Here is a 19,858-nt window from a genome sequence, read left to right as displayed (position 1 = left end):
TCTATTAATCTGAGATCAAAATTTTAGCTGTTTATCGTCATATACCGTCATACAGGATGAAAGCCGAAAATGCAATTAATAAAATGCAATTAAGGTGCGATCAGCAGTATGAATAATTACCACAGCATAATTCAAATCTAGATCTAAAACCTGCGGCGCTCGCTGCGCGAGCGCCGCAGGTTTTAGGGTTTTATATTTAATTAAGCCCACTTACTTAGTCATTAAGTATCTTGCATTCTAGCGCGTTGGAGCTGGTAAATGAGTTGCAATGTTAGGGCGATTATGACGGAAATTTGGGCTGAGAATGCCAAAATGATATCGGAAAATTTGATATTTGATATCACCAGCCAAGGAAATCCAAAAAATAGCCATAGACCAGCATGGCGATCGGGATTAATTGATAGACTCACCATGATTAAGACGGGCAGAAAAACCAATGCCGAAATGGTTCCTGTTACCCATGCCGATGGATTTCGTGTTTTCAGGAATAAAATTAATTGGGCAATTAGAGAGAACACAAGGATCGTGAGGACAAAGGAAGCCAACACAATCAGCGCCTTACCGCGAATTTCTGATGCCGTCCAAGTATTGACCCAAATCAAGATCAATACTTGGGTGAATATCAGATTCAGCGCGATCGCGATCGGGGCAGGGCTCTTGTCCGACCAAATCAAGTCACGGATGATATAGCCCAGTCCCGCTGGCTGTCCTTCGTTAGTCGCTAAGGCTCCAAACCTTACCCAATCGAGTAATGCTTGCCTCTGTGGTGTTAGAGCAGCGATCGCCAATAAAAACAAAAAGCAGTTGGGAATATAAATGAGGAGTAATAAAATTAATTGAAATTCGATCGTGGATGAGTTCGACGATGTTATCCGCATAAAGCTAGATTGCATACAGAACCCCAACATCAAGATCTGGACATAAACCGCTACAACATAGCTCTGTCCCTTACTAATAAGCGTAGATGTAGGATTATGAAAGCGCCGCTGCAAGATCCGCCAAATCGCCAAACTAAAAATTCCCAAGTTAACAATCGTAAAGGCATGGGAAGCCCAAATATTGGATGTAATGGATAAATACCACCATTCCGCATGAATCGGTTCGATCCTGCCACCCACTAGGACTTGGCTAAAGGAACTCCATGTGGTGAAAATATTCCACCACATAAAGGCGGGAGCAAACCAAATGAACGTAATGAACGCAAATACCAATGCTCCTGCTGAGACCTGTCCGCCAAATTTAGCTTGCCATCCACTCAGCAAAGCTAGCAATAGCGATGCGCTGAATAGGAGAAAGGCAGTTCCGATCATCAATATATAAAAACTGCATAAAAAAGCGATCGGTACATTCGCGCCGATCGCCGAGGCAAGATGATAGGGAAGTGATAGTCCGATCCCCAAATAGGTCAGCAATGGTACTCCCATAAGCTTGCCCATCAGTACGTTAATGCTCGATCGCGGACTGATGCGGATAAAGTTCAGCGTGCCTTTATAGTCCTCCAGCGAAAGATCGGCGACAAGGCTATAAACCCCTGTAAAAAACAAAATAAATGGTTCAGTCCATGTAATAAATCGAAACTGCTCCAGCCACCAAACTTGCCAAGATGGGGTACAGCCAAACCCGCGCATCTGGGTATAACATTCCTGTATGGGGATGCGCTGACTATAAAACAAAAGCAGCAGTATCTGAAATAACAAAGACAGCCCGATCGCCACAATGAGATTACGCAATTTAAGCTTGCCCCGAATTTCCCGCAATAGTTGCGGATTCCAGTTGCCGATATGATCGAGCCAAGATATTGCCTGTGGAGAATCCGATGGAGAATTATGCATGAGTTATTCTAGGGGATCGCGAAGATTACGAAGATTACTTATTTAGGCAAGAATTGAGACTGGAATTTAGGCAGGATCGTTAAGGTAATCAAGCATGATTAAATTTTATGATATTTAAATTTTATGATGTTTAAGTAGCTAGGCATGAGTAAACTTAAAACCTAGAAGAGCATACCGCCCGCGTAGTGGGCGGTATGCTCTCTGGTTTTGGTTTTTAATTATGCCGAACTACTTAATATTTTGCACTAGTCTTCATCATCACCATCAAACATCTACCTAATCCCCATGCCCAAAGAGATAGATAAACAAGATAAAACAGATACCAACATAAATAACGTCAATACTAGCGAAACTAATCAAGATCACCTCTCAAATCACCCAGAGAAACAAATCCCCTTAAATAATTCTCCAATAACTCCCACTAGTCAAAAGTTTCGCATGGGCTTACTGATGGTTTTAGTTAGTGGCAGTTTATTGGTTTTTGGGCGATCGGTTATCGATAGCACCATCGGCAAACCCACTCCTTTTACATTTCCCGAACAGATCGCTTTAGAGCCAACTCAAACCCAAACTAAATTAGAAGCCCAAGGAGATATTGTCGATCCCAAAGAGTTTTTTGGACAGCCCAAATATTTATTTGGAAAGAAGTATAAGTATTCTTTAGATGGAATACCCATAGATATTGATTTAAGATATGCAGTGGGTTCGGAAGGGGATCTCTACTACTACATTAAGGGCGTAACTAATATTGAGATTAGTGAAGAAGATTTACGCAAACAATCCATCCGCAAAGATCCGATCGGATTTTATGCAACTTTTACGAAGCAGGATCGGGTCTATCTTACGGCTTGCATTAATCCCCGTGGCATTTCTACGGTTACTAGCGAACAATTTAACGACAATGCTAGCTCTCGCGTCATGGATCGTGATATTTTAATTGGCTGGTTACTCGGACAAAAAGATCTGCGCGATCGCCGTTGTCTCTGGACTTTGATGTCCGCACCAATAACATCAGAAAGCGATCTCCATGCGACAAGTCAAAAATTAGAGAAAGTGTGGATTTCATGGTATGAATGGTGGAAACCGAGGTTTCCTCAACCTTAAATCAATTTCTCATTTCGACTGGCAAATCGTCGGCATTTAAATAGAAAAAGCCGTTATTTACTTCAGTGCTAATCACTGCAAATTTAAACTAAATTTATGGTTTTCACTTTAAAAACATGAGTAATACCAATTCAAATTCTACTGAGGTAATTACTGCAAACTTACTTCGCTTCGCTGGCTATGGACTTTTACTATTAGCATTTTCCAATTTCTTTGATGCAATCATTCCTCCCCAATTTGGCAAAGATGCGCCTTGGGAATTTAGTACGTTAGGTAAGTTAGTTGGCACTTCTCCAGTGCCAATTATTGGTTTAATATTAATTTTCTACGGTGAATCAACGGCGCGATCGCCCTTTGGCAAAAAAATTCTGAAGTTTTTGTCATGGCTATCATTATTGCTCAGTATTATTTATGTTCTGATGCTACTGGTTGGGATTAGTGCAGCTATTCGCATTAACAATGACAATAATAATCAAGCTAGTTTAACGTTATCCCAACAACTCGCTCAGTTTAATACGGCTAAGGAAAATTTAAAAAATACCAACGATGCCAATTTACTGAGGGCGGCGGAATTTATCGAAAAGCGATCGCCTAATATTAAATTGAATAAATCCAATCCAGCCGAACTAAGGAAACAGCTCGAAACAGAGATCGGCAAAAACGAAGAGGCAATCAAGGCTAATATCGATACCAGTAGAGGTAGAGCGTTTCGCCAATTGATTAAACAAGCAATCAAATGGTACTTTGAAGCGATAGTTTCGGCGGTGGTTCTCTTCGGCATTTGGAGTCAGACTAAATGGGCGAGAACATCTAGCCGTCGCAAGAAAAAATCGAAGACTTCCACAAGTCTTGGCGATATTGCAGGCGCACCTACCCTCGATCTCGAATCCCCTAATTCTCAATCCAAGGATTCCCCCTCGACTAGCACTGAAGAACAAAACTAATTTTCCAAAAAATGAGAGGTGGCACAAAGTGCCACCTCTCATTTTTTGGACAGTAAGCCAATGTCAGTTCGAGTTAAGCTGGCAAATTTTAAAATCCCAAAAGTAAAAGCCTTGCTACGCAAGGCTTTTACTTTTGGGATTTGAGAAAGGGTTTGCATAGCAAACCCTTTCTCAAATCCCGTTTCAAATTATCCTGAACTCACGTTAAACCAAGCAGAGGATGTTGGCGCAAAGCGCCAGCATCCTCTGCTTGGGCAATATCAATTAATGGGCAATAGAACTTCAAACTCAGTACCAATAGTTACATCGCCATTGTTATTAAGATAGGGCGATCGCAGAACAATTTTGCCTTGATGCTGCTGGGTAACAATTTGGTGACAAATAGCCAATCCCAATCCTGTTCCCTTTCCTTGTCCCTTGGTGGTAAAGAAATTATCAAAAATGCGGGCTTGAATTTCCTTGGGAATGCCCATGCCATTATCAGCGACTTTGACCGATATCCACTGACGATTATCAATTTCGGCGATCGCTGTGGTCAAAATTAAGACAGGTTGCCAAGTTTCCGCTGTCTCGGTCAAAACATTACTGCGATCGCTAGATAGGCTGTCCTCTTTGAGGAGAGTCTTGGCTCGCTGCTCGATCAGCTCGGGCTTGGATTGTAGCTCCATTAAGGCATCAAGGGAGTTACTGATCAAATTCATAAACACCTGAATTATGCGATCGTTAAACCCATTAATTTCAGGAAGCTCGATGTAATTTTTGACAATCTGAACACTTCTGATCCTGCCGCTAAGAATTGTTAAACTACTTTCTACACATTCAATCAAATCAATGGATGTGGGATCGGATTGATCTTCCATATGCGAAAGACTTTGTAATGTATCAACCAATCGGCGTAAATATCTCGAACCCGACTGAATACTCCGCACTACTTGGGGCAAATCGGAACGAATAAAATCCCAATCAATATCCTCAAGGATATCGCTGATAGTCTTTGCGGATGTTCCGTATTCCTTTTCATAAGCCCTTAGAACCCTCATAACCCCTTCGATGTAGGACAAGAGGCACTCGGTATTCCCATAAATTGCGGATACTGGATTGCGAATATCATGGGATACTTCCGCCACAATTTGCCCCAGACTAGCCATTTTTTCTGTTTGAAACATACTGGTCTGAGTTTGTTCACGCAGTAGTTTTGTAGCTAATTCATGGATATAGGACTGAGACTGCAAGAGATCGTGGATATCTAGTACAGAAAAAATATCTCCATCCAAGTGAACAACTAAAGGCTCATAAATATCGTCGCTGACGCGGGCGAGAGCCATCTGGGATGCCATGACAATCGGCGTACTACCATTCAATTTTAAAATTTCAGATTGAGCTTGCTCGTAGAGAACCTTTAATGGTCTTTTGGTAAATAATTCTAGGGCGTAGGGACGGCTGAGACATTCTAAAAATCTGCGTCGAGATAACATACCGACATAGCTATCCCCATCGTAAATTATCAATGCAGGCAAGCGGGGATCGTCCTTAAATAATTGCTGAGCAAAGGCTCCTGTTTGAGACAGATCGGCTTTAGTATTGTACAAACTTAATTCAGCAATAGTTGAATCTAGAGCTATTTGCTGTTTAGCATTGACTACTTCGATGCTGGATTCAGCTACAGTGGGTTCATTTGCCATGACCATCAAGGGGATCATCGCCATCTTACGCGCTAACTCTTGCGTAGCTGTTTGGCGAATATTTTTCCCTTGAATAGAACCGCGATCGGGTTTATTCTGCTGTAGCTTGAGATTATTGATAACGTTAGTGAGAGCTTCAGGTTTAACGGCGATCGCTAAAGCTTGGGCGGCCGATTCAAAGGCTGGAATTAAATTATCTAGAGATATTTTCGGCAAGAGATCGACGGCTCCGCGACGGGTTGCCCAGCGCTTTTCCACCTCTTTAATTTGACTTTGACGGGGATTGACTAACAGGACATTTACTTGAGGAGCGTGATCTGCACACCATTTACATAGTTCCGTAGCCAGTAAAGATGTTCCCCCACCATACCTGATGCCAATATCAGCAACAATCAAATCGGGTAATGTCTGATTTGAATTAAGCTTTTGACCGAGAATTTTAAGTAGATCTTCAGTTTCAGGTGCTGCCCATACTTCGAGTTGATGTGAAGACAAAGCGTTATGCCACATCAAAGATTGTTCTTCTGATAGCTGAGCCAACAAAACAGATTTGACCACACAGCCCCCAAAAATAAAAGGTAACAATTGTACATTATCGGATGGCAATCTATGGGTGCAAGCAAGAACAGATAACCTACTGTTAACCTAAATTTAATTTATAGATATTGCGTTTCCCAGTCTAGTGAAGTGTGGCGTGATTATCCCGCCTTTGGCGGGATAATACCAATTTCCAAAAGTGTGGCTACACTTTCGGAAATTGAAAACTAAACCCAGTAAGGTTTTTAAAAACACAAAATGGCTACGCCATTTTGTGTTTTGGGATAATCACTCTATGTATAGCTTGGGTTGTGATTAAGCAACCCAGAGTATGATTGGCGGCGCGAAGCGCCGCCAATCATACTCTGGGTTGCCGCTTAATCATTGCGATATAGTGGCGATACAGTGACAATCAGTTGCGAGAAGACAGAATTGGGATTACTAAGGATTGCGATAAACTAGAAAAAACGCTTAGGATTTTTTTCATGACACGGATCTGTATTCTTGGTGGTGGTTTTGGCGGTTTGTATACTGCGCTTAATCTATCTCGCCTGCCTTGGGCAGTCATGCCTGAAATTATCCTTGTGGATAAAAGCGATCGCTTTCTCTTTACGCCATTTCTCTACGAACTGGTAACCAAGGAAATGCAGGAGTGGGAAATCGCCCCCACATTTGCCGAATTGCTTGCCAATACGGGCATTCAATTTGTCCAAGGGCTAGTGACAAATATCGATCTTGAGTCTAGGCAAGTAGAAGTAAATGTCGGGCAGCCTATTGTTTTAGATTACGATCGCCTCTTGCTGGCGATCGGCGGCGAAACACCGATGAACTTAGTGGATGGTGCACAGGAATATGCGATTCCCTTTCGGAACTTGAAGGATTTTTATCGTCTGAATAGCAAATTAGAACTATTAGAAGCATCTAACCGAGAAAAAATTCGCGTCTGTATTGCAGGTGGCGGCAGCAGTGGCGTAGAGCTAGCCTGTAAAATCGCCGATCGCCTCAAGGATCGCGGTCGCGTTCGCCTCGTCGATCGCAATAACCAAATTTTAAGTAACTCGACCCAATCAACCCGTCAAATTGCCGAACTCGCCCTCTCCCAACGAGGAGTATGGACGGATCTAAATACCCGCGTCTCGCAGGTGGGGGAGGAGGAAGTTACCCTCGACTATACCAATGGTAGCGACACCTTGCCCGTTGATATCGTGCTGTGGACGGTTGGTAGCACTTTCTCGAAGATGCTGCGAGATTTACCAGTTGAACATAAGCAGGGAGCGATCGCCACGGAAGCAACCCTACAGGTCAAAGGCTATCCCTCTGTATTTGCGATCGGTGACTTAGCGAGCTGTGTGGACGCACAAGATCACCTCGTCCCTGCTACAGCTCAGGTAGCCTTTCAACAGTCTCAATATTGCGCTTGGAATATCTGGGCAAGCCTTAATCAAAAATCCCTCATTCCTTTTAGCTATATTCCCCTCGGTGAATTCATCAGCTTAGGTATTGATGGCGCAACAGCCTCAATTTTTGGGAAGCTCAGTATTGATGGCTTACCCGCCCAAGCCATGCGCCGCATTGCCTATTTACTGAGAATGCCAACCTTCGAGCATCAATGGAAAATTGGGACGCATTGGCTGACAAAGCCTTTAATCGAACTCTTGAGAAAATCCGCAGCAAGTAGCTAGGCAAAATTCAAGGGTTAATTTTGATCAATTTTAAAATTGAAGTCTTCAGATTATGTAAGGCTTGCGAGTCTTCTGGGGGAAGTTGTGGGCTTTCGTTTTGAGTGGTCGGTTCGGGCGATCGCTCCTCAGACTTTTGATCGAGGCGATCGCATAACTTCTCTAGCTGGGACAGCAGCGTTACAGGCGCATGGGGCGCAACTAGGTCAAGATTGGGATGGCTGGGCAAGTCATCACAGGGACAACAAACAGGTACTCTCGCTCCCATGTCTATGGTGGGCACAAGTAGGCTGCAACGAGCGCAGGCAACTATCTCCCACTGATTGTCGAGTAAGTCATGAATCGTTTGGTTAGTACCGCTCAAATATGCATCTTGAGCTTTAACAGTACTGATCATGTCCCAAAGCTGATTAAATTCGGGCGAATAGTTTTCCCCTTGCAAAATCTTGTAAATACTAATTTCCTTGTTTTGAGATGACAGAATGACAGTTTTGCCCATCTGCATCCACTGAGCAAGATAATTTTTAACTAAGGTTCGTGATGCCATAAGTTTAGAACCTTGGGTGAACAACTAAAAAATTTCATTTGAAAATTCATTGTACGGGTGATTTTTCACCTGTCTTAAAACTAATATAGTGTGAGAGCTTCATTGATCGTCTGCATAAATCTTATAATTTGTAATTTAATTCTGCGCGTAGGTCATTAGTATGCTCGACACCTTTTCTGCTCCTACATCACAATCCTTGTCTACTACAGCCGAGCCATCGGTACAAATCCGCAACCTTAACTTCCATTATGGCGAAGGGGATTTATTTAAACAGGTCTTATTCGATATCAATTTAGAGATCTATCCAGGACAAATTGTGATCCTAACGGGACCATCTGGATCGGGGAAGACCACGCTTTTAACATTGATTGGCGCTTTACGCACCATTCAAGATGGGAGCTTGCAGGTTTTGGGGCAAGAACTTAAAGGATTAGGCCCGAAAAAATTAGTACAGGTTCGCAAAAATATTGGATTTATCTTTCAAGCCCATAATCTTTTTTATTCGTTGACTGCCAGACAAAACGTGATGATGTCTACGGATTTATTTCCCCATGAGGGAGGAGATGCGATCGCCTCCCATAGAGCCGCCGATATTTTGACCCAAGTCGGACTCGGACAGAGAATTGACTATAAACCCCATGCTCTTTCAGGTGGGCAAAAACAACGGGTGGCGATCGCTCGCGCCCTCGTCAATCGTCCAAATTTAATCCTTGCCGACGAACCAACCGCAGCCCTTGATAAAAAATCTGGACGCGATGTGGTGACTTTGATGCAAAAAATGGCAAAGGAGGAAAATATCACTATTTTAATGGTAACCCATGACAATCGGATTCTTGACGTGGCCGATCGCATTATCAACTTGGTTGATGGCAACTTAGAATCAGATAATGTGATCAATAATGATTCTGTGGCTCCTAGCGCCGCAGGCACGGACTCACGCACATTTATGTTGTAATCACAGGCGATCGTTGCGCTATGCTTGACCATCATCTGAATATTAAACTCTTTAGGCGCAAGGCGCTACATTGCAATCAAACATGGTGACTCTATCCCCTACGCCGACTTTCTTGGAAGGATATTGGCAAGACTGCTTTAGCTTAGAAAAGCATTTGCAAGAGTTTTTAAAACTAGATGCAGAGACAATTACCGCAAAACTCCAAAATTGTCGCTATGATTTAGCAAATTTAGGAAATACCGATTTTGATTGGGAAGAAGCAACCGCTTTTTACAAAGACAAAGTTGGGGAAATGTATTTATTTAAATTAGGCACTTGGCACCTTGAAAGCCAAGACTACATTGGTGGAACGCTCAAATTAATTGCTGATCAAGCAAAGGGAAGGGTGCTTGATTTTGGTGGTGGCATTGGTACTCATGCGATCGGCGCAGCCATGTGTTCCCATGTTGATGAAGTCATCTATTGCGACATTAATCCTATTAATCGTGGCTTTGTAGAGCATCGAACCCAACAATTAGGGCTGAGCCACAAAATATCTTTTCGTTCGGAAATCCCATGGGAAAACTCCCTAGAAGGCTATTTCGATACGGTCTTATGTTTTGATGTGTTAGAACATTTACCCGATCCAAGCCATCAATTGATGCAGTTTCACAAGATGCTCTCTCCACAAGGCAAAATTATTGTTAACTGGTATTTCTTTAAGGGTTTTGAAAACGAGCATCCCATTCACCTAGACGATCCAGAAACGGTAGATACTTTTTTCCGCACCTTGCAAACTAACTTTCTGGAGGTGTTTCAACCCCATTTGATTACCGCCAGATGTTACCGCAAGGTTTAATACCAAAACTAAAAATGGCTTAGCCATTTTTAGTTTTGGTATTAAACCCTTACTAGGTTTGGGCATTCTATAGCTGCCGCCCAGTGTAGGACATAATACCAATTCCCAAAATGGCGTTGCCATTTTGGGAATCTCAAAACCTTACTGGGTTTGGGGTTTAATTCACAAAAGTGTTGTCACACTTTCGTGAATTGATATAAGACCCAAGAATTGAATGGCGGCGCAAAGCGCCGCCATTCTCTAATTACAAGGTATCAACCATTCTTTGTAATTTGCGACCAACTTCTTCAACGGTGTAAAAGAAGGTAAAGAATCGCAAAAGCTCATCGGTGGTAGAGGTCATCTCTCTGATTATTTGTAATTGTTGCAAATTATCGGTTGTTTCTGTTAGAACACTTTCCAATGCGATTACCGATACATCGGTTTGATGAATCTTAACTGCCTTGGCGAGGTTATGGAATATAGCTGAACTCTCACACGCTAGTTGCTGCATACTTAGGGTGAGTTCTTGCCAAATGGGATGGGGCTGACGGACTAAGACTATATGCTCCATAGTGAGGACATGTTCCCAAACCCTGCGCAGCAGAAACTCCCATGCAGGATCGATATGTAAAAGCTCGTTTTGATGGGCTTGTTTTACCTCTTTCCACAATTCTCGAATTTTGAGAAGCAAGTCAATTATTTCGATCTTGTATTCGTTAGCAACAGTGCGATCGTAGGTTCCTGTTTGATAGCAATTCATCACTAATTGATAAAATTGCTCAAGCTTGATCAGGGCTTTAGAAAGATAGCGCCTTAGTTCTTGAGCGGCGTGAGAAGGCATTAACCACTGATTGACCAAGAGAGCTATGCCGATCCCTATAAAAGTTTCTAAGAATCGCTCTAATGCGTAAAGCCAAGGAGAGCGATCGTGATTCAACAGTACGATCGCGGAAACATAGGCGGCTAATTTTGCTGCTTCGTTTAGCTTCCAATAGGAGCAGAAAAACATCGCGGTAAAGATGCTTGCTCCTAGCGAGTAGGGATTTGCACCGCAGGAAATTGTAAATAGAATTCCGATAATTACGCCGATAAAAGTTCCGATAATTCTCTGAATGCCTAGTTTTAAGGTGCTGCCAGAGGTAGAACTCATCACAATAACTGCGGCAATCACTGCATAGAAAGGATATTCTAATTGCGACCATTCAGCCAATATAAAAGAGAGTGTTGCCGCCACTGCAATTTTAAAAGATGTCTTTGCAAATAAAGACGTTTCTGAGATTGAATGGGGAAAAATTCGGTGAAGCAATGATAGCATCGGTGTGATTTATAACGGTAGTCGGTTATGTTAGGAAAATCCCAAAACCCATGCTTAGAGTTGTGGTGCTTCGCACCGCAACTCTAAGCATGGGTTTTGCATCTTAATTTGCAATTTTATTGTTTATATTCATGAAGTTGTAGTCCTAAAAAGGAGAGGATTTATACCAATTCTCAAAATGGCGTTGCCATTTTGGGAATCTCAAAACCTTACTGGGTTTGGTGTTTAATCCCCAAAAGTGTTGTCACACTTTCGTGAATTGGTATTATATGGTAAGGATGGGCGGCGCTAAGCGCCGCCCATCCTTACCTATTTAGCACTAGCCATGAAGTTATTATTTGTATGCGGGAAAAATCGATTACGCAGTCCCACTGCCGAAGCAATATTTGCCGATTATGAGGGGCTGGATATAGATTCCGCAGGGGTAGATCGAGAAGCGGACATACCTTTAAGTGGCGAGGCAATTATCTGGGCTGATGTGATTTTTGTCATGGAGAAATCGCATCGCCGTAAGATTTCAAAAAATTTTCAGCGATATCTTATAAATAAACGAGTGGTTTGTTTAGATATTCCCGATCGCTATGAATATATGGAGCCAGCCTTAATTGAGCTACTGAAAAAAAAGGTATTACCATTGATTGGCACTTTCTAATTTGATTGCTACGATTTAATTAATAGTGGTGCGCGGCAAAGCCACGCACCACTATATAACTGGGTAATTGGGTATTATTTTTCAAGGCGAACAACATACCACTGCCATAGCCCGCGATCGCCACAGTCGAGATCGCAAGCTGTTTTAACTAAACGCTGTACCTGCTCGTCAATATTGCGAAGATTTTTTAAATCGTAAGGTAGATCATCTTGAATATCGGCAAGGAGATCGTGTAAAAGTTGTTCTAATTCTGGTTGAGTGACAAACTTTTCTTGCATATCAGGAGGCAGTACTACATATGTGTCTTCGTAGTACATCATGCTGCTGGGCATAGGGTTTCTCAATTAGTGAATTTTTTGTTTAAAAGCGTAAAAGTGGCACAACGTAACGCCTTCACTCGGTTAAAATCTTAGCATGACGAATGTATTACCTTTTGAACAACCTATAGATCCTGATCCTGCGGATTCAATAGCTCCTTTAGATGCAATCGCTCCTCTCGCATCACTGGAGGCTCAACCTTCTTTAGTAATTGAAAATATATCCGAGGAAAATATATCTCAGGAAAATGCATCCGAGGAAGATATATCTGAGGAAAATATATCTGAAGGAAATATTGCCGAGCTATCCCCGTTAATCCCATTGTCCATGTCAATGGATGGATTCGAGCAGCCAGAATTACCGATCGCTAATTCTCTCAAGCAAAAGGTAGAGGCTGTCTTGTACTTGAAGGGACAACCGATGAATTTAGCAGCGATCGCTGAAGCCTTGGGATGCGAGATTGAGGATGCGGAAATTGGACTCATCGATTTAATTACGGAATATGCCCATCGCGACAGCGCTCTCGAAATTGTAGAAACCGATGTGGGGTTTTCGTTACGGCTACGCTCAGAGTTTGAGGATTTAGTCCATAAGCTCATTCCTGTAGATTTGGGGCGTGGCGCTTTACGAACTTTAGCCGCGATCGCCTTGAAAAAAAATATTGTGCAGTCAGAATTGATCGAGCTACGGGGTGCTGGGGCTTATCAACATGTGCAGGAATTAATCGAGCAAGGATTTGTCAAAAAGAAACGTCAAGCTGAGGGGCGATCGTCAATATTGTACGTAACTACAAAATTTCATCAATATTTTGAAATCGATGATTTGACTAAATTGATTTAGGCTCGTTAAATATTCATGTCAGACCCTATATTTAATATGTATGAGCAGATAATGATTACTCTGCATTATAAAAAACACTAAAAATCATTAAAATTTACTATGTCAAAAGCATCTCAGGACTTAGAGAAAGCGATCGCAAATGCAGCAAAAGTTGGTAGTTGCTTACCTCAAGACATACCTGAATGGATGCAAAAAATGGGGATATTAGCAGAAGATGAAATTACTGAATCGACAAAAGTTGGGAATAACAGTCCAAATAATAAAACAGATGTTCTGATAAAGTTCAATAAATCCCAGCCACTCAAAATTTCTGCAAAACTTAGTAATGCAGGTTATTTTGGTAACTGGTACGGACATGAAAGATTTATAAGTGAATTTGGGCGTAAAGTATTCGATAAGTTGACCGCAAAAACATCTCTATGGGCTAACGAATGGGCTAATAAAACTAATAGCCTGTTTGTTGGTGTAAGTGTTAGCTTTGGAGAACGAACTGGCGACACATTTATTCCATTTTTAGATATTTTTGACGATCTCGAATATCTAAAAAAGATCGTTTGTGGAGTTGGCGATGATGATAATGCTGCAAATTGTCTATATGTTTCTGACGATCATCCCAAGTCAATTGAGGATCTTTTAGAAAGGCTTTCTCCAATTAACCTTGAGAAAATACAAGAGCTTGGCGAAGATATCAGGGTGATTTTTCGACCGATCAATCCGTTTACAGAAGCCAGCAACCGAGGGAAAAATGTCTACACCAAATTTCAACCAGATCAACCACTGAGTCAAATTACAGATATAACAACAATTAAAGATTTAATAAAACTAGGTAAATTTACTGAAGTTTTTCCTAACGGACTTAATCACAACCATATCCTCGACACCTTACAAGCTGATTATAAAATTCGCATACCGTTAAGACCCAATCCAACAAGAAAATGGCAATTCTACTCAGAGAGTGAGACTTAGTTGCTTGGAATTTTCAGCTTTTGGAATACTCTCTGATTCAGAAAGTTGTAATTTGATTGCTTTAGCTAAAGCGTAGCCAAGATTTACAGGAACAGCATTACCAATCATCTTGTATCCTTGAGCCAAATTTTTATAATAAAAATTAAAATTATCGGGGAAAGTCTGAACTCTAGCGCATTCCCTAACTGACAATCTTCTATAAGGATTCGGCGAATTAGGATCAAACATCCATTCATCTTTGCCCACCCAAATCATTTTATTAGCTTGAGGATGAATCGGTGCGTGACGACCTCCTGCTTGAATTGTGAATGATGGCTCATCCCAATTATGTACTCGATTGCGAGACATAAATATACTTGAAAAGCCACCTGTCATATATTCATGGTTACTAACTAAGCAATTTTCACCATTTGTCTTGCAAGTTGGTAAAGCAGGAAGTGCTGATTCTCGTAAATCCCAAATCGCATCTTTTAAAGTGGAAATATGCAGTGACTTCTGGACTAAATTAAAATCAAAACGTTTATTTAGATCAACATGGTAGCCAATAAAAATCACACGTTTTCTTTCTTGAGGAACATTGTAATTTTTAGCATTTAGTAAAGAAAAAGAAACTACATATCCAGCCTCTTCAAGAGATGCAATGATATTGCCAAAAGCTTGCTGATGTTTTTTATGCATCATCCCTGATACATTTTCAGCTAAAAAGAATCGAGGCTGTTTATCTCTGAGAATCCGAATATAGTCTAGAAACAACTGACCACGAGCATCATCAATTCCTCTTTGTGAGCCTCCTTCACTCCAACTTTGGCAAGGTGGGCCACCAATAATTCCTAAACAATCGGGAATTTCTTCTGAAGCAATTTTGCGAATATCTCGCCGATCCAGCACAGTATCTACATGATTTCTTTCGTAAGTTTCCCAAATATCTTTGTCATACTCATTAGCCCATGTGACATTAAAGCCTGCTCGGCGAAAACCTAAATCCAGACCTCCACAACCTGAGAATAGAGCTATAACTGATTTGCTCATTGAATTTCAGATGCCTTTACGAGAGATTGTTACTCTTAAAAGTTTATCACACAATTAAAGCAGCTAATTAGCCAATTGTCAAATTATATACCTAGCTATGGTAGGATGAATATAATTAATTTATTACAAAATTAAAAAATTAAAAATGGCGCAAACACAGAGAAAGCCTGTATATGTTTTACCTGAGCATCACGATATTTTAAGGCGTATTGCCTATGAGCAGCGTTGCAATCTATCTGACGTATTAGATGCTGTGCTCGAAAATGCTGACTGGGAAGTAATTGAAGGTAAAGCTAAAAACAAGCCATTGCAAAGAGCTAATGAAAGAAGCAGTTCCTATGTTGTCATCAAATGATAAATCATGAAAAGACTAGAAGTTGAAACGCGAACAATTTTGCTAGCTTTGACGGGATCTAGACTATATAGGGTTCACAATGAGGATAGCGACTATGACTACAAGGGAATCTGTATCCCCACATTGCCGTATTTTATCGGCACGCAGAACTTTGAGCAATTAGATAGTTTTTCTGAACCAAATTGTTTGTATTCAGCTTTGACCGATACCGATAGCAATATCTACAACATCAAAAAGTTTTGTCATTTGGCAACCCTCAACAATCCCAATATTCTGGAACTATTGTGGATAGACAGAAGTGACTATCTAGTTCTAACCAGTTTCGGCGAATCTTTAATTGAAATCCGTGATGCTTTTTTAAGTCAAAAAGTTTTCTATAGCTATTCTGGCTACGCTCACGCACAAATTAAAAAGGTGCAGACGCATCGAAAATGGCTATTGAGGTACAAGGAAGACCCAGATTTTTTCTCTTTGCCACCAAACCCCAAAGACTACGGGTTAGAGGAAAATCCATTACGAAAAGAACAGTTAAATGCGTTTCTCGAATTTCTTTATATCTTAATTAAGGATGCCAGCCAACATAGCGAAGTGGCTACGGAATTATTAACTCATGTTGATTACAAAGGTTTGCTAAAGCAATATCCATTGGCAGGAGAACTGCTACCCGCAGTGCAATACTATACGAGGTCAACTAATGAATTTATTACCTTACTCCACAATACTCAGACCTATCGACAAGCACTGCAAGAATATGAAGCTTTTCAGTCATGGCGCAAAAATCGCAATTCAAAACGGGCAGAGATCGAGGAGAAGGTGGGATATGACAGCAAGCATTCTGGGCATTGCTATCGCTTACTCAAATCTGGAATTGAGATTTTGAATGGGAATGGTGTGATTCCTAACCGAGAAATAACAGGCGATGCGCAATTCATTCGCCAAATCCGCAATGGTGAAATCCCCTATGACACGCTCATGGCGGAGGTCGCTAAGTTGGAGATGGAGTTAGAATCAGCCATGAAAAATACAAAACTTCCTAAATATCCTGACCAAAAGCTGATAGAAGAAAAGCAGATTGAGATTATCAAGGAGTATCTTAACTTTTAGTTCCAGTTTCACCTGCAAATTCGGCTATAAATTCGGCTGTAAATTTGCCTATTCACCTGCCAAAAAACTTTATAAAGGAATTCTATTTTGAGCATATTAATTCGACAAAGCACAATTATTTTGCCCGATCGCCAAACATTAATCGGTGATGTTTATCTTCAGCATGGCAAAATTGCGGCGATCGCTCCACAACTCGATCCCGCAACGCTAATTACAGAACTGGGCACTGAACTGGGTACTGAACTGGGCACTGAACTGGGCAATGATGAGCAACCTCTGGAGATAATTGAGGCAAGTGGTTTAACCCTCATGGCGGGAGTCATCGATCCTCAAGTCCATTTTCGCGAACCTGGATTAGAGCATAAGGAGGATTTACAAACGGCGAGTCATGCCTGTGCGAAGGGTGGTGTGACTAGCTTTTTAGAAATGCCGAATACTCGTCCACTCACGATTACCCAAGCTGCCCTCGATGACAAGCTCCGTAGAGCGGCTAGTAAATGTGTGGTTAATTACGGCTTTTTTATCGGTGCAACGGGGGAAGTTTTACCCGATTTACTTAGCGCCAATCCTACCTGTGGCATCAAGATATTTATGGGCTCGATGCATGGGGCTTTGTTGGTCGATCAAGAGGAAATATTGGATCGGATTTTTTCGCAGGGCGATCGCCTTATTGCCGTTCATGCCGAAGATCAAGCGCGGATTGCGCAAAGACGCATCGAATTTGCCGATAGTAAAGATCCTGCGAAACATTCCCTCATTCAGGACAATCAAGCAGCCCTGAATGCGACCCAACTTGCCGTCAAGCTAGCCAACAAATATCAACGCCGCCTACATATTCTGCATATGTCCACAGGGGAAGAGGCGGAATTTTTGCGGGCAAACAAGCCTGAATGGGTGACAGCCGAGGTCACTCCCCAGCATTTGTTGATGAACATTGGCGCTTACGAGAAGATTGGCTCCCTCGCTCAAATGAATCCCCCTTTGCGATCGCCACAGGATCAAGAAATATTGTGGCAAGCTCTTCTAGATGGTGTAATTGACTTTATTGCCACTGATCATGCCCCTCACACCTTAGCTGAGAAGGGATTTGCCGCCAGTCAAGCCCCCGCTCTCCCCTCCACAGAAAAATCCTCAGCCGATACAATACTCCTCGAACCAGCGAACGTACCATCGGGAATGCCTGGGGTAGAAACTTCGCTTGCCCTAATGTTGACTGAAGCCATGAAAGGACGTTGTACGGTTCATCAAGTGAGCGAATGGATGAGCAGAAATGTTGCGAAATCTTACAAAATCGCCAATAAAGGAGAAATTCGTCTCGGTTGGGATGCAGACTTAGTACTAGTCGATCTCAAGCATTACAAACCAGTTCGTAATGAGAATTTATTGACAAAATGTGGTTGGAGTTCCTTTGAAGGCTGGGAACTTACAGGCTGGGCCGTAACAACGATTGTCGGCGGTCAAGTCGTGTTTGCTAATGGCAAAGTCAATCCTGATGTACGCGGTCATGCATTGAAGTTTGGTTAAATTAGAGCCACAATGGATAATTGAAGGCAAAAGCTCTGTAAAATCAAGATTTTTCAAAGCTTTTGCCTAATCTCGGTTGGATTAAAGCGGAACATCACGAAAAACTATGTATTGTCATCAAAGGCTATCGATTTTACTGATATCAGCGATCGCTGCGAGCTTGTTTAGCGCTTGTAGCAAACCAAATACTGACAATAATTTTTCCATGCCCGCGAATGATTCGACAAAAGTTTCTCCTACCGCTACGCCCACCACTGCTTCTCCAGCCGCCACAGCTACGGTTGCGCCTAAACCAACCGCCTCCCCAATTAATCTGCCCGAACTAGAAATCAAAGAGCTAGAACCTTATAAACACCGTTCGGGCATCCTCGCGATGGATGTGCCAAAGGGGTGGAAATTGATCGATAAGAGTCAAGCTGGCGAATTATTGCTAACTTGGAGTGAGATAGCAGGACGCGCCACCATTTCTATCAATATCTTTGTCCCCCCCAGCGAGATCCCTGAAAATCGGCTCAATGATGTTTTTACGTTAATACTCAAGGGCATGTATGGAAATCTAAACGATTTTGAGATGAAATCCCCCGTAGTAGAGTCAACGGGCAATATTGTGATTGAGTGGACATCCACGGTAACAATAGGCAACAAAAAAGTGAAGTTTCTCGCCAGTAGTAGTTTGCAACGCCGCAATAATAAGTTGGTCATCTTCACGTTTGGCGCGATCGAACCCAAGTTTTCCGAGTTAAAGGACTACTTTGTGAAAATAGCAAATAATCAGGTTATCAATGCCAGTCTATCTATTCCTTAGTTACTTAACGTATGCAGATCGACATCGCCATTATTGATGCATTCACCAATCAGACATTTCAGGGCAATCCTGCGGCAACGATATTCGTGGATCGCTTCCCAGAAGACGCGCAAATGCAGCAAATTGCCGCTGAGATGAATCTCTCGGAAACAGCCTTTGTCAAACCTTTAGAAAAAAGTCCCTTGCCCAACTGCTTCCAGTTGCGATGGTTTACACCGAGGCAAGAAGTACCTCTCTGTGGTCATGCTACCCTCGCGATCGCCCATTATTTGCGCGAACTAGCAGTAATTGATCCCCAATCACCCCTCATTTTCTCCACGCTGAGTGGTGATTTAACAATTAGCTTTGAGGATCATCTGATCGTGATGGATTTTCCTGCTACTGTTTATCAAACTTGCTCGGAGCGATCGCAGCAAATATTAGCGGAGATATGTGGGGATCGCGCCTATCAATGTCTCGGACAAGCCGAAGATTATATAGCTGTAGTTTTAGATTCGGAATCTGCTGTCCAAAATTTTCAACCGAAGTACGATCTCATCACTCAGTTAGATGGCTTTGGCTTTATCGTTACGGCGATCGCCGATCCCGACAGCCCCTATGACTTTGTATCGCGTTTTTTTGCGCCGAAAGCAGGAATTCCTGAAGATCCCGTCACGGGCTCAGCCCATTGCAGTCTCACGCCCTATTGGGCAAATCGGCTAGGGAAGAGCAATCTCAAAGCCAGACAATTATCTGCACGTACGGGCGATCTTCAAGTTAGCGATCGCGGAAATCGAGTTTTATTAAAAGGTGAGGCTATTACTTTTTTGCGCGGTCAAATTAACATTAATCAACTTTAATTGAATGATTT

Annotated in this window: 19 protein-coding genes; 13 read left to right on the top strand and 6 right to left on the bottom strand. The window is 42.1% G+C overall.

The features are described from left to right. Positions 1-221 precede the first annotated feature (221 nt). Positions 222-1,832 (bottom strand): hypothetical protein, encoded by a 1,611-nt coding sequence (locus PseudUWO310_RS09375; RefSeq protein ID WP_142600400.1) that lies wholly within the window; start codon positions 1,830-1,832, stop codon positions 222-224. Between the two features lie 285 nt (positions 1,833-2,117). On the opposite strand from PseudUWO310_RS09375, the gene PseudUWO310_RS09370 reads away from it, so the two are divergent. Then, positions 2,118-2,936, top strand: a complete 819-nt coding sequence (locus PseudUWO310_RS09370) for a cyanoexosortase A system-associated protein (protein WP_142600399.1) — start codon at positions 2,118-2,120, stop codon at positions 2,934-2,936. A 116-nt stretch (positions 2,937-3,052) separates the two neighbouring features. After that, on the top strand, positions 3,053-3,880 hold the full coding sequence (locus PseudUWO310_RS09365) for an HpsJ family protein (RefSeq protein WP_142600398.1): 828 nt from the start codon (positions 3,053-3,055) through the stop codon (positions 3,878-3,880). Between the two features lie 260 nt (positions 3,881-4,140). Here the strand turns inward: PseudUWO310_RS09365 and PseudUWO310_RS09360 are convergent, their stop codons facing one another. Further along, positions 4,141-6,120: a sensor histidine kinase gene (locus PseudUWO310_RS09360; protein ID WP_142600397.1), complete on the bottom strand. Its 1,980-nt coding sequence runs from the start codon at positions 6,118-6,120 to the stop codon at positions 4,141-4,143. Positions 6,121-6,584: 464 nt separating this feature from the next. Here PseudUWO310_RS09360 and PseudUWO310_RS09355 point away from each other — a divergent pair, with 464 nt between their 5' ends. Continuing rightward, on the top strand, positions 6,585-7,781 hold the full coding sequence (locus tag PseudUWO310_RS09355) for an NAD(P)/FAD-dependent oxidoreductase (protein ID WP_142600396.1): 1,197 nt from the start codon (positions 6,585-6,587) through the stop codon (positions 7,779-7,781). A 7-nt stretch (positions 7,782-7,788) separates the two neighbouring features. Here the strand turns inward: PseudUWO310_RS09355 and PseudUWO310_RS09350 are convergent, their stop codons facing one another. Then, complete coding sequence (locus PseudUWO310_RS09350; protein ID WP_142600395.1) at positions 7,789-8,325, bottom strand: hypothetical protein; 537 nt, start codon at positions 8,323-8,325, stop codon at positions 7,789-7,791. Positions 8,326-8,485: 160 nt separating this feature from the next. Between PseudUWO310_RS09350 and PseudUWO310_RS09345 the strand changes: the two genes are divergently transcribed. Both PseudUWO310_RS09345 and PseudUWO310_RS09340 read left to right on the top strand, forming a co-directional pair. Beyond that, positions 8,486-9,280, top strand: coding sequence for a DevA family ABC transporter ATP-binding protein (locus PseudUWO310_RS09345; RefSeq protein ID WP_142600394.1), 795 nt, complete (start codon positions 8,486-8,488; stop codon positions 9,278-9,280). An 82-nt stretch (positions 9,281-9,362) separates the two neighbouring features. Further along, entirely contained in the window at positions 9,363-10,118 is a 756-nt protein-coding gene (locus PseudUWO310_RS09340; RefSeq protein ID WP_142600393.1) for a class I SAM-dependent methyltransferase, read from the top strand. A gap of 244 nt (positions 10,119-10,362) precedes the next feature. Here the strand turns inward: PseudUWO310_RS09340 and PseudUWO310_RS09335 are convergent, their stop codons facing one another. Next, on the bottom strand, positions 10,363-11,415 hold the full coding sequence (locus PseudUWO310_RS09335; RefSeq protein WP_142600392.1) for an FUSC family protein: 1,053 nt from the start codon (positions 11,413-11,415) through the stop codon (positions 10,363-10,365). Between the two features lie 325 nt (positions 11,416-11,740). Here PseudUWO310_RS09335 and PseudUWO310_RS09330 point away from each other — a divergent pair, with 325 nt between their 5' ends. Beyond that, positions 11,741-12,067: a low molecular weight protein tyrosine phosphatase family protein gene (locus PseudUWO310_RS09330; protein ID WP_142600391.1), complete on the top strand. Its 327-nt coding sequence runs from the start codon at positions 11,741-11,743 to the stop codon at positions 12,065-12,067. Positions 12,068-12,141: 74 nt separating this feature from the next. On the opposite strand, the gene PseudUWO310_RS09325 is transcribed toward PseudUWO310_RS09330, so the two are convergent. Next, a complete protein-coding gene (locus PseudUWO310_RS09325) occupies positions 12,142-12,399 on the bottom strand; it encodes a chlororespiratory reduction protein 7 (protein WP_190315964.1) in 258 nt (85 codons plus the stop codon). A gap of 82 nt (positions 12,400-12,481) precedes the next feature. On the opposite strand from PseudUWO310_RS09325, the gene scpB reads away from it, so the two are divergent. Next, the gene (scpB, locus tag PseudUWO310_RS09320; RefSeq protein WP_223805594.1) at positions 12,482-13,225 is read left to right on the top strand and encodes an SMC-Scp complex subunit ScpB; all 744 of its coding nucleotides are present in this window, start codon (positions 12,482-12,484) and stop codon (positions 13,223-13,225) included. A gap of 99 nt (positions 13,226-13,324) precedes the next feature. Continuing rightward, positions 13,325-14,191, top strand: a complete 867-nt coding sequence (locus PseudUWO310_RS09315) for a hypothetical protein (RefSeq protein ID WP_142600390.1) — start codon at positions 13,325-13,327, stop codon at positions 14,189-14,191. Here the strand turns inward: PseudUWO310_RS09315 and PseudUWO310_RS09310 are convergent. Next, positions 14,174-15,220 carry a DNA cytosine methyltransferase gene (locus PseudUWO310_RS09310; protein WP_142600389.1) on the bottom strand — a complete coding sequence of 349 codons (1,047 nt, stop codon included), beginning with the start codon at positions 15,218-15,220 and terminating at the stop codon, positions 14,174-14,176. The two genes, PseudUWO310_RS09315 and PseudUWO310_RS09310, sit on opposite strands and share 18 nt — an antisense overlap. Before the next feature lie 145 nt (positions 15,221-15,365). Here PseudUWO310_RS09310 and PseudUWO310_RS09305 point away from each other — a divergent pair, with 145 nt between their 5' ends. The 5 genes from PseudUWO310_RS09305 (at position 15,366) to PseudUWO310_RS09285 (ending at position 19,847) form a co-directional block, all read left to right on the top strand. Next, entirely contained in the window at positions 15,366-15,575 is a 210-nt protein-coding gene (locus PseudUWO310_RS09305) for a hypothetical protein (RefSeq protein ID WP_009626780.1), read from the top strand. Between the two features lie 6 nt (positions 15,576-15,581). Beyond that, entirely contained in the window at positions 15,582-16,679 is a 1,098-nt protein-coding gene (locus PseudUWO310_RS09300) for a DNA polymerase beta superfamily protein (RefSeq protein WP_142600388.1), read from the top strand. An 87-nt stretch (positions 16,680-16,766) separates the two neighbouring features. Further along, entirely contained in the window at positions 16,767-18,203 is a 1,437-nt protein-coding gene (locus PseudUWO310_RS09295; protein WP_142600387.1) for a dihydroorotase, read from the top strand. 106 nt (positions 18,204-18,309) lie between these two features. Beyond that, entirely contained in the window at positions 18,310-19,008 is a 699-nt protein-coding gene (locus PseudUWO310_RS09290) for a hypothetical protein (RefSeq protein ID WP_142600386.1), read from the top strand. An 11-nt stretch (positions 19,009-19,019) separates the two neighbouring features. Next, positions 19,020-19,847 (top strand): PhzF family phenazine biosynthesis protein, encoded by an 828-nt coding sequence (locus tag PseudUWO310_RS09285; RefSeq protein ID WP_142600385.1) that lies wholly within the window; start codon positions 19,020-19,022, stop codon positions 19,845-19,847. Positions 19,848-19,858: the final 11 nt, after the last annotated feature.

Origin of the sequence: Pseudanabaena sp. UWO310, from assembly GCF_006861605.1 — a bacterium.
Classification (GTDB): domain Bacteria; phylum Cyanobacteriota; class Cyanobacteriia; order Pseudanabaenales; family Pseudanabaenaceae; genus Pseudanabaena.
This window is presented reverse-complemented; position numbering and strand designations above follow the sequence as displayed.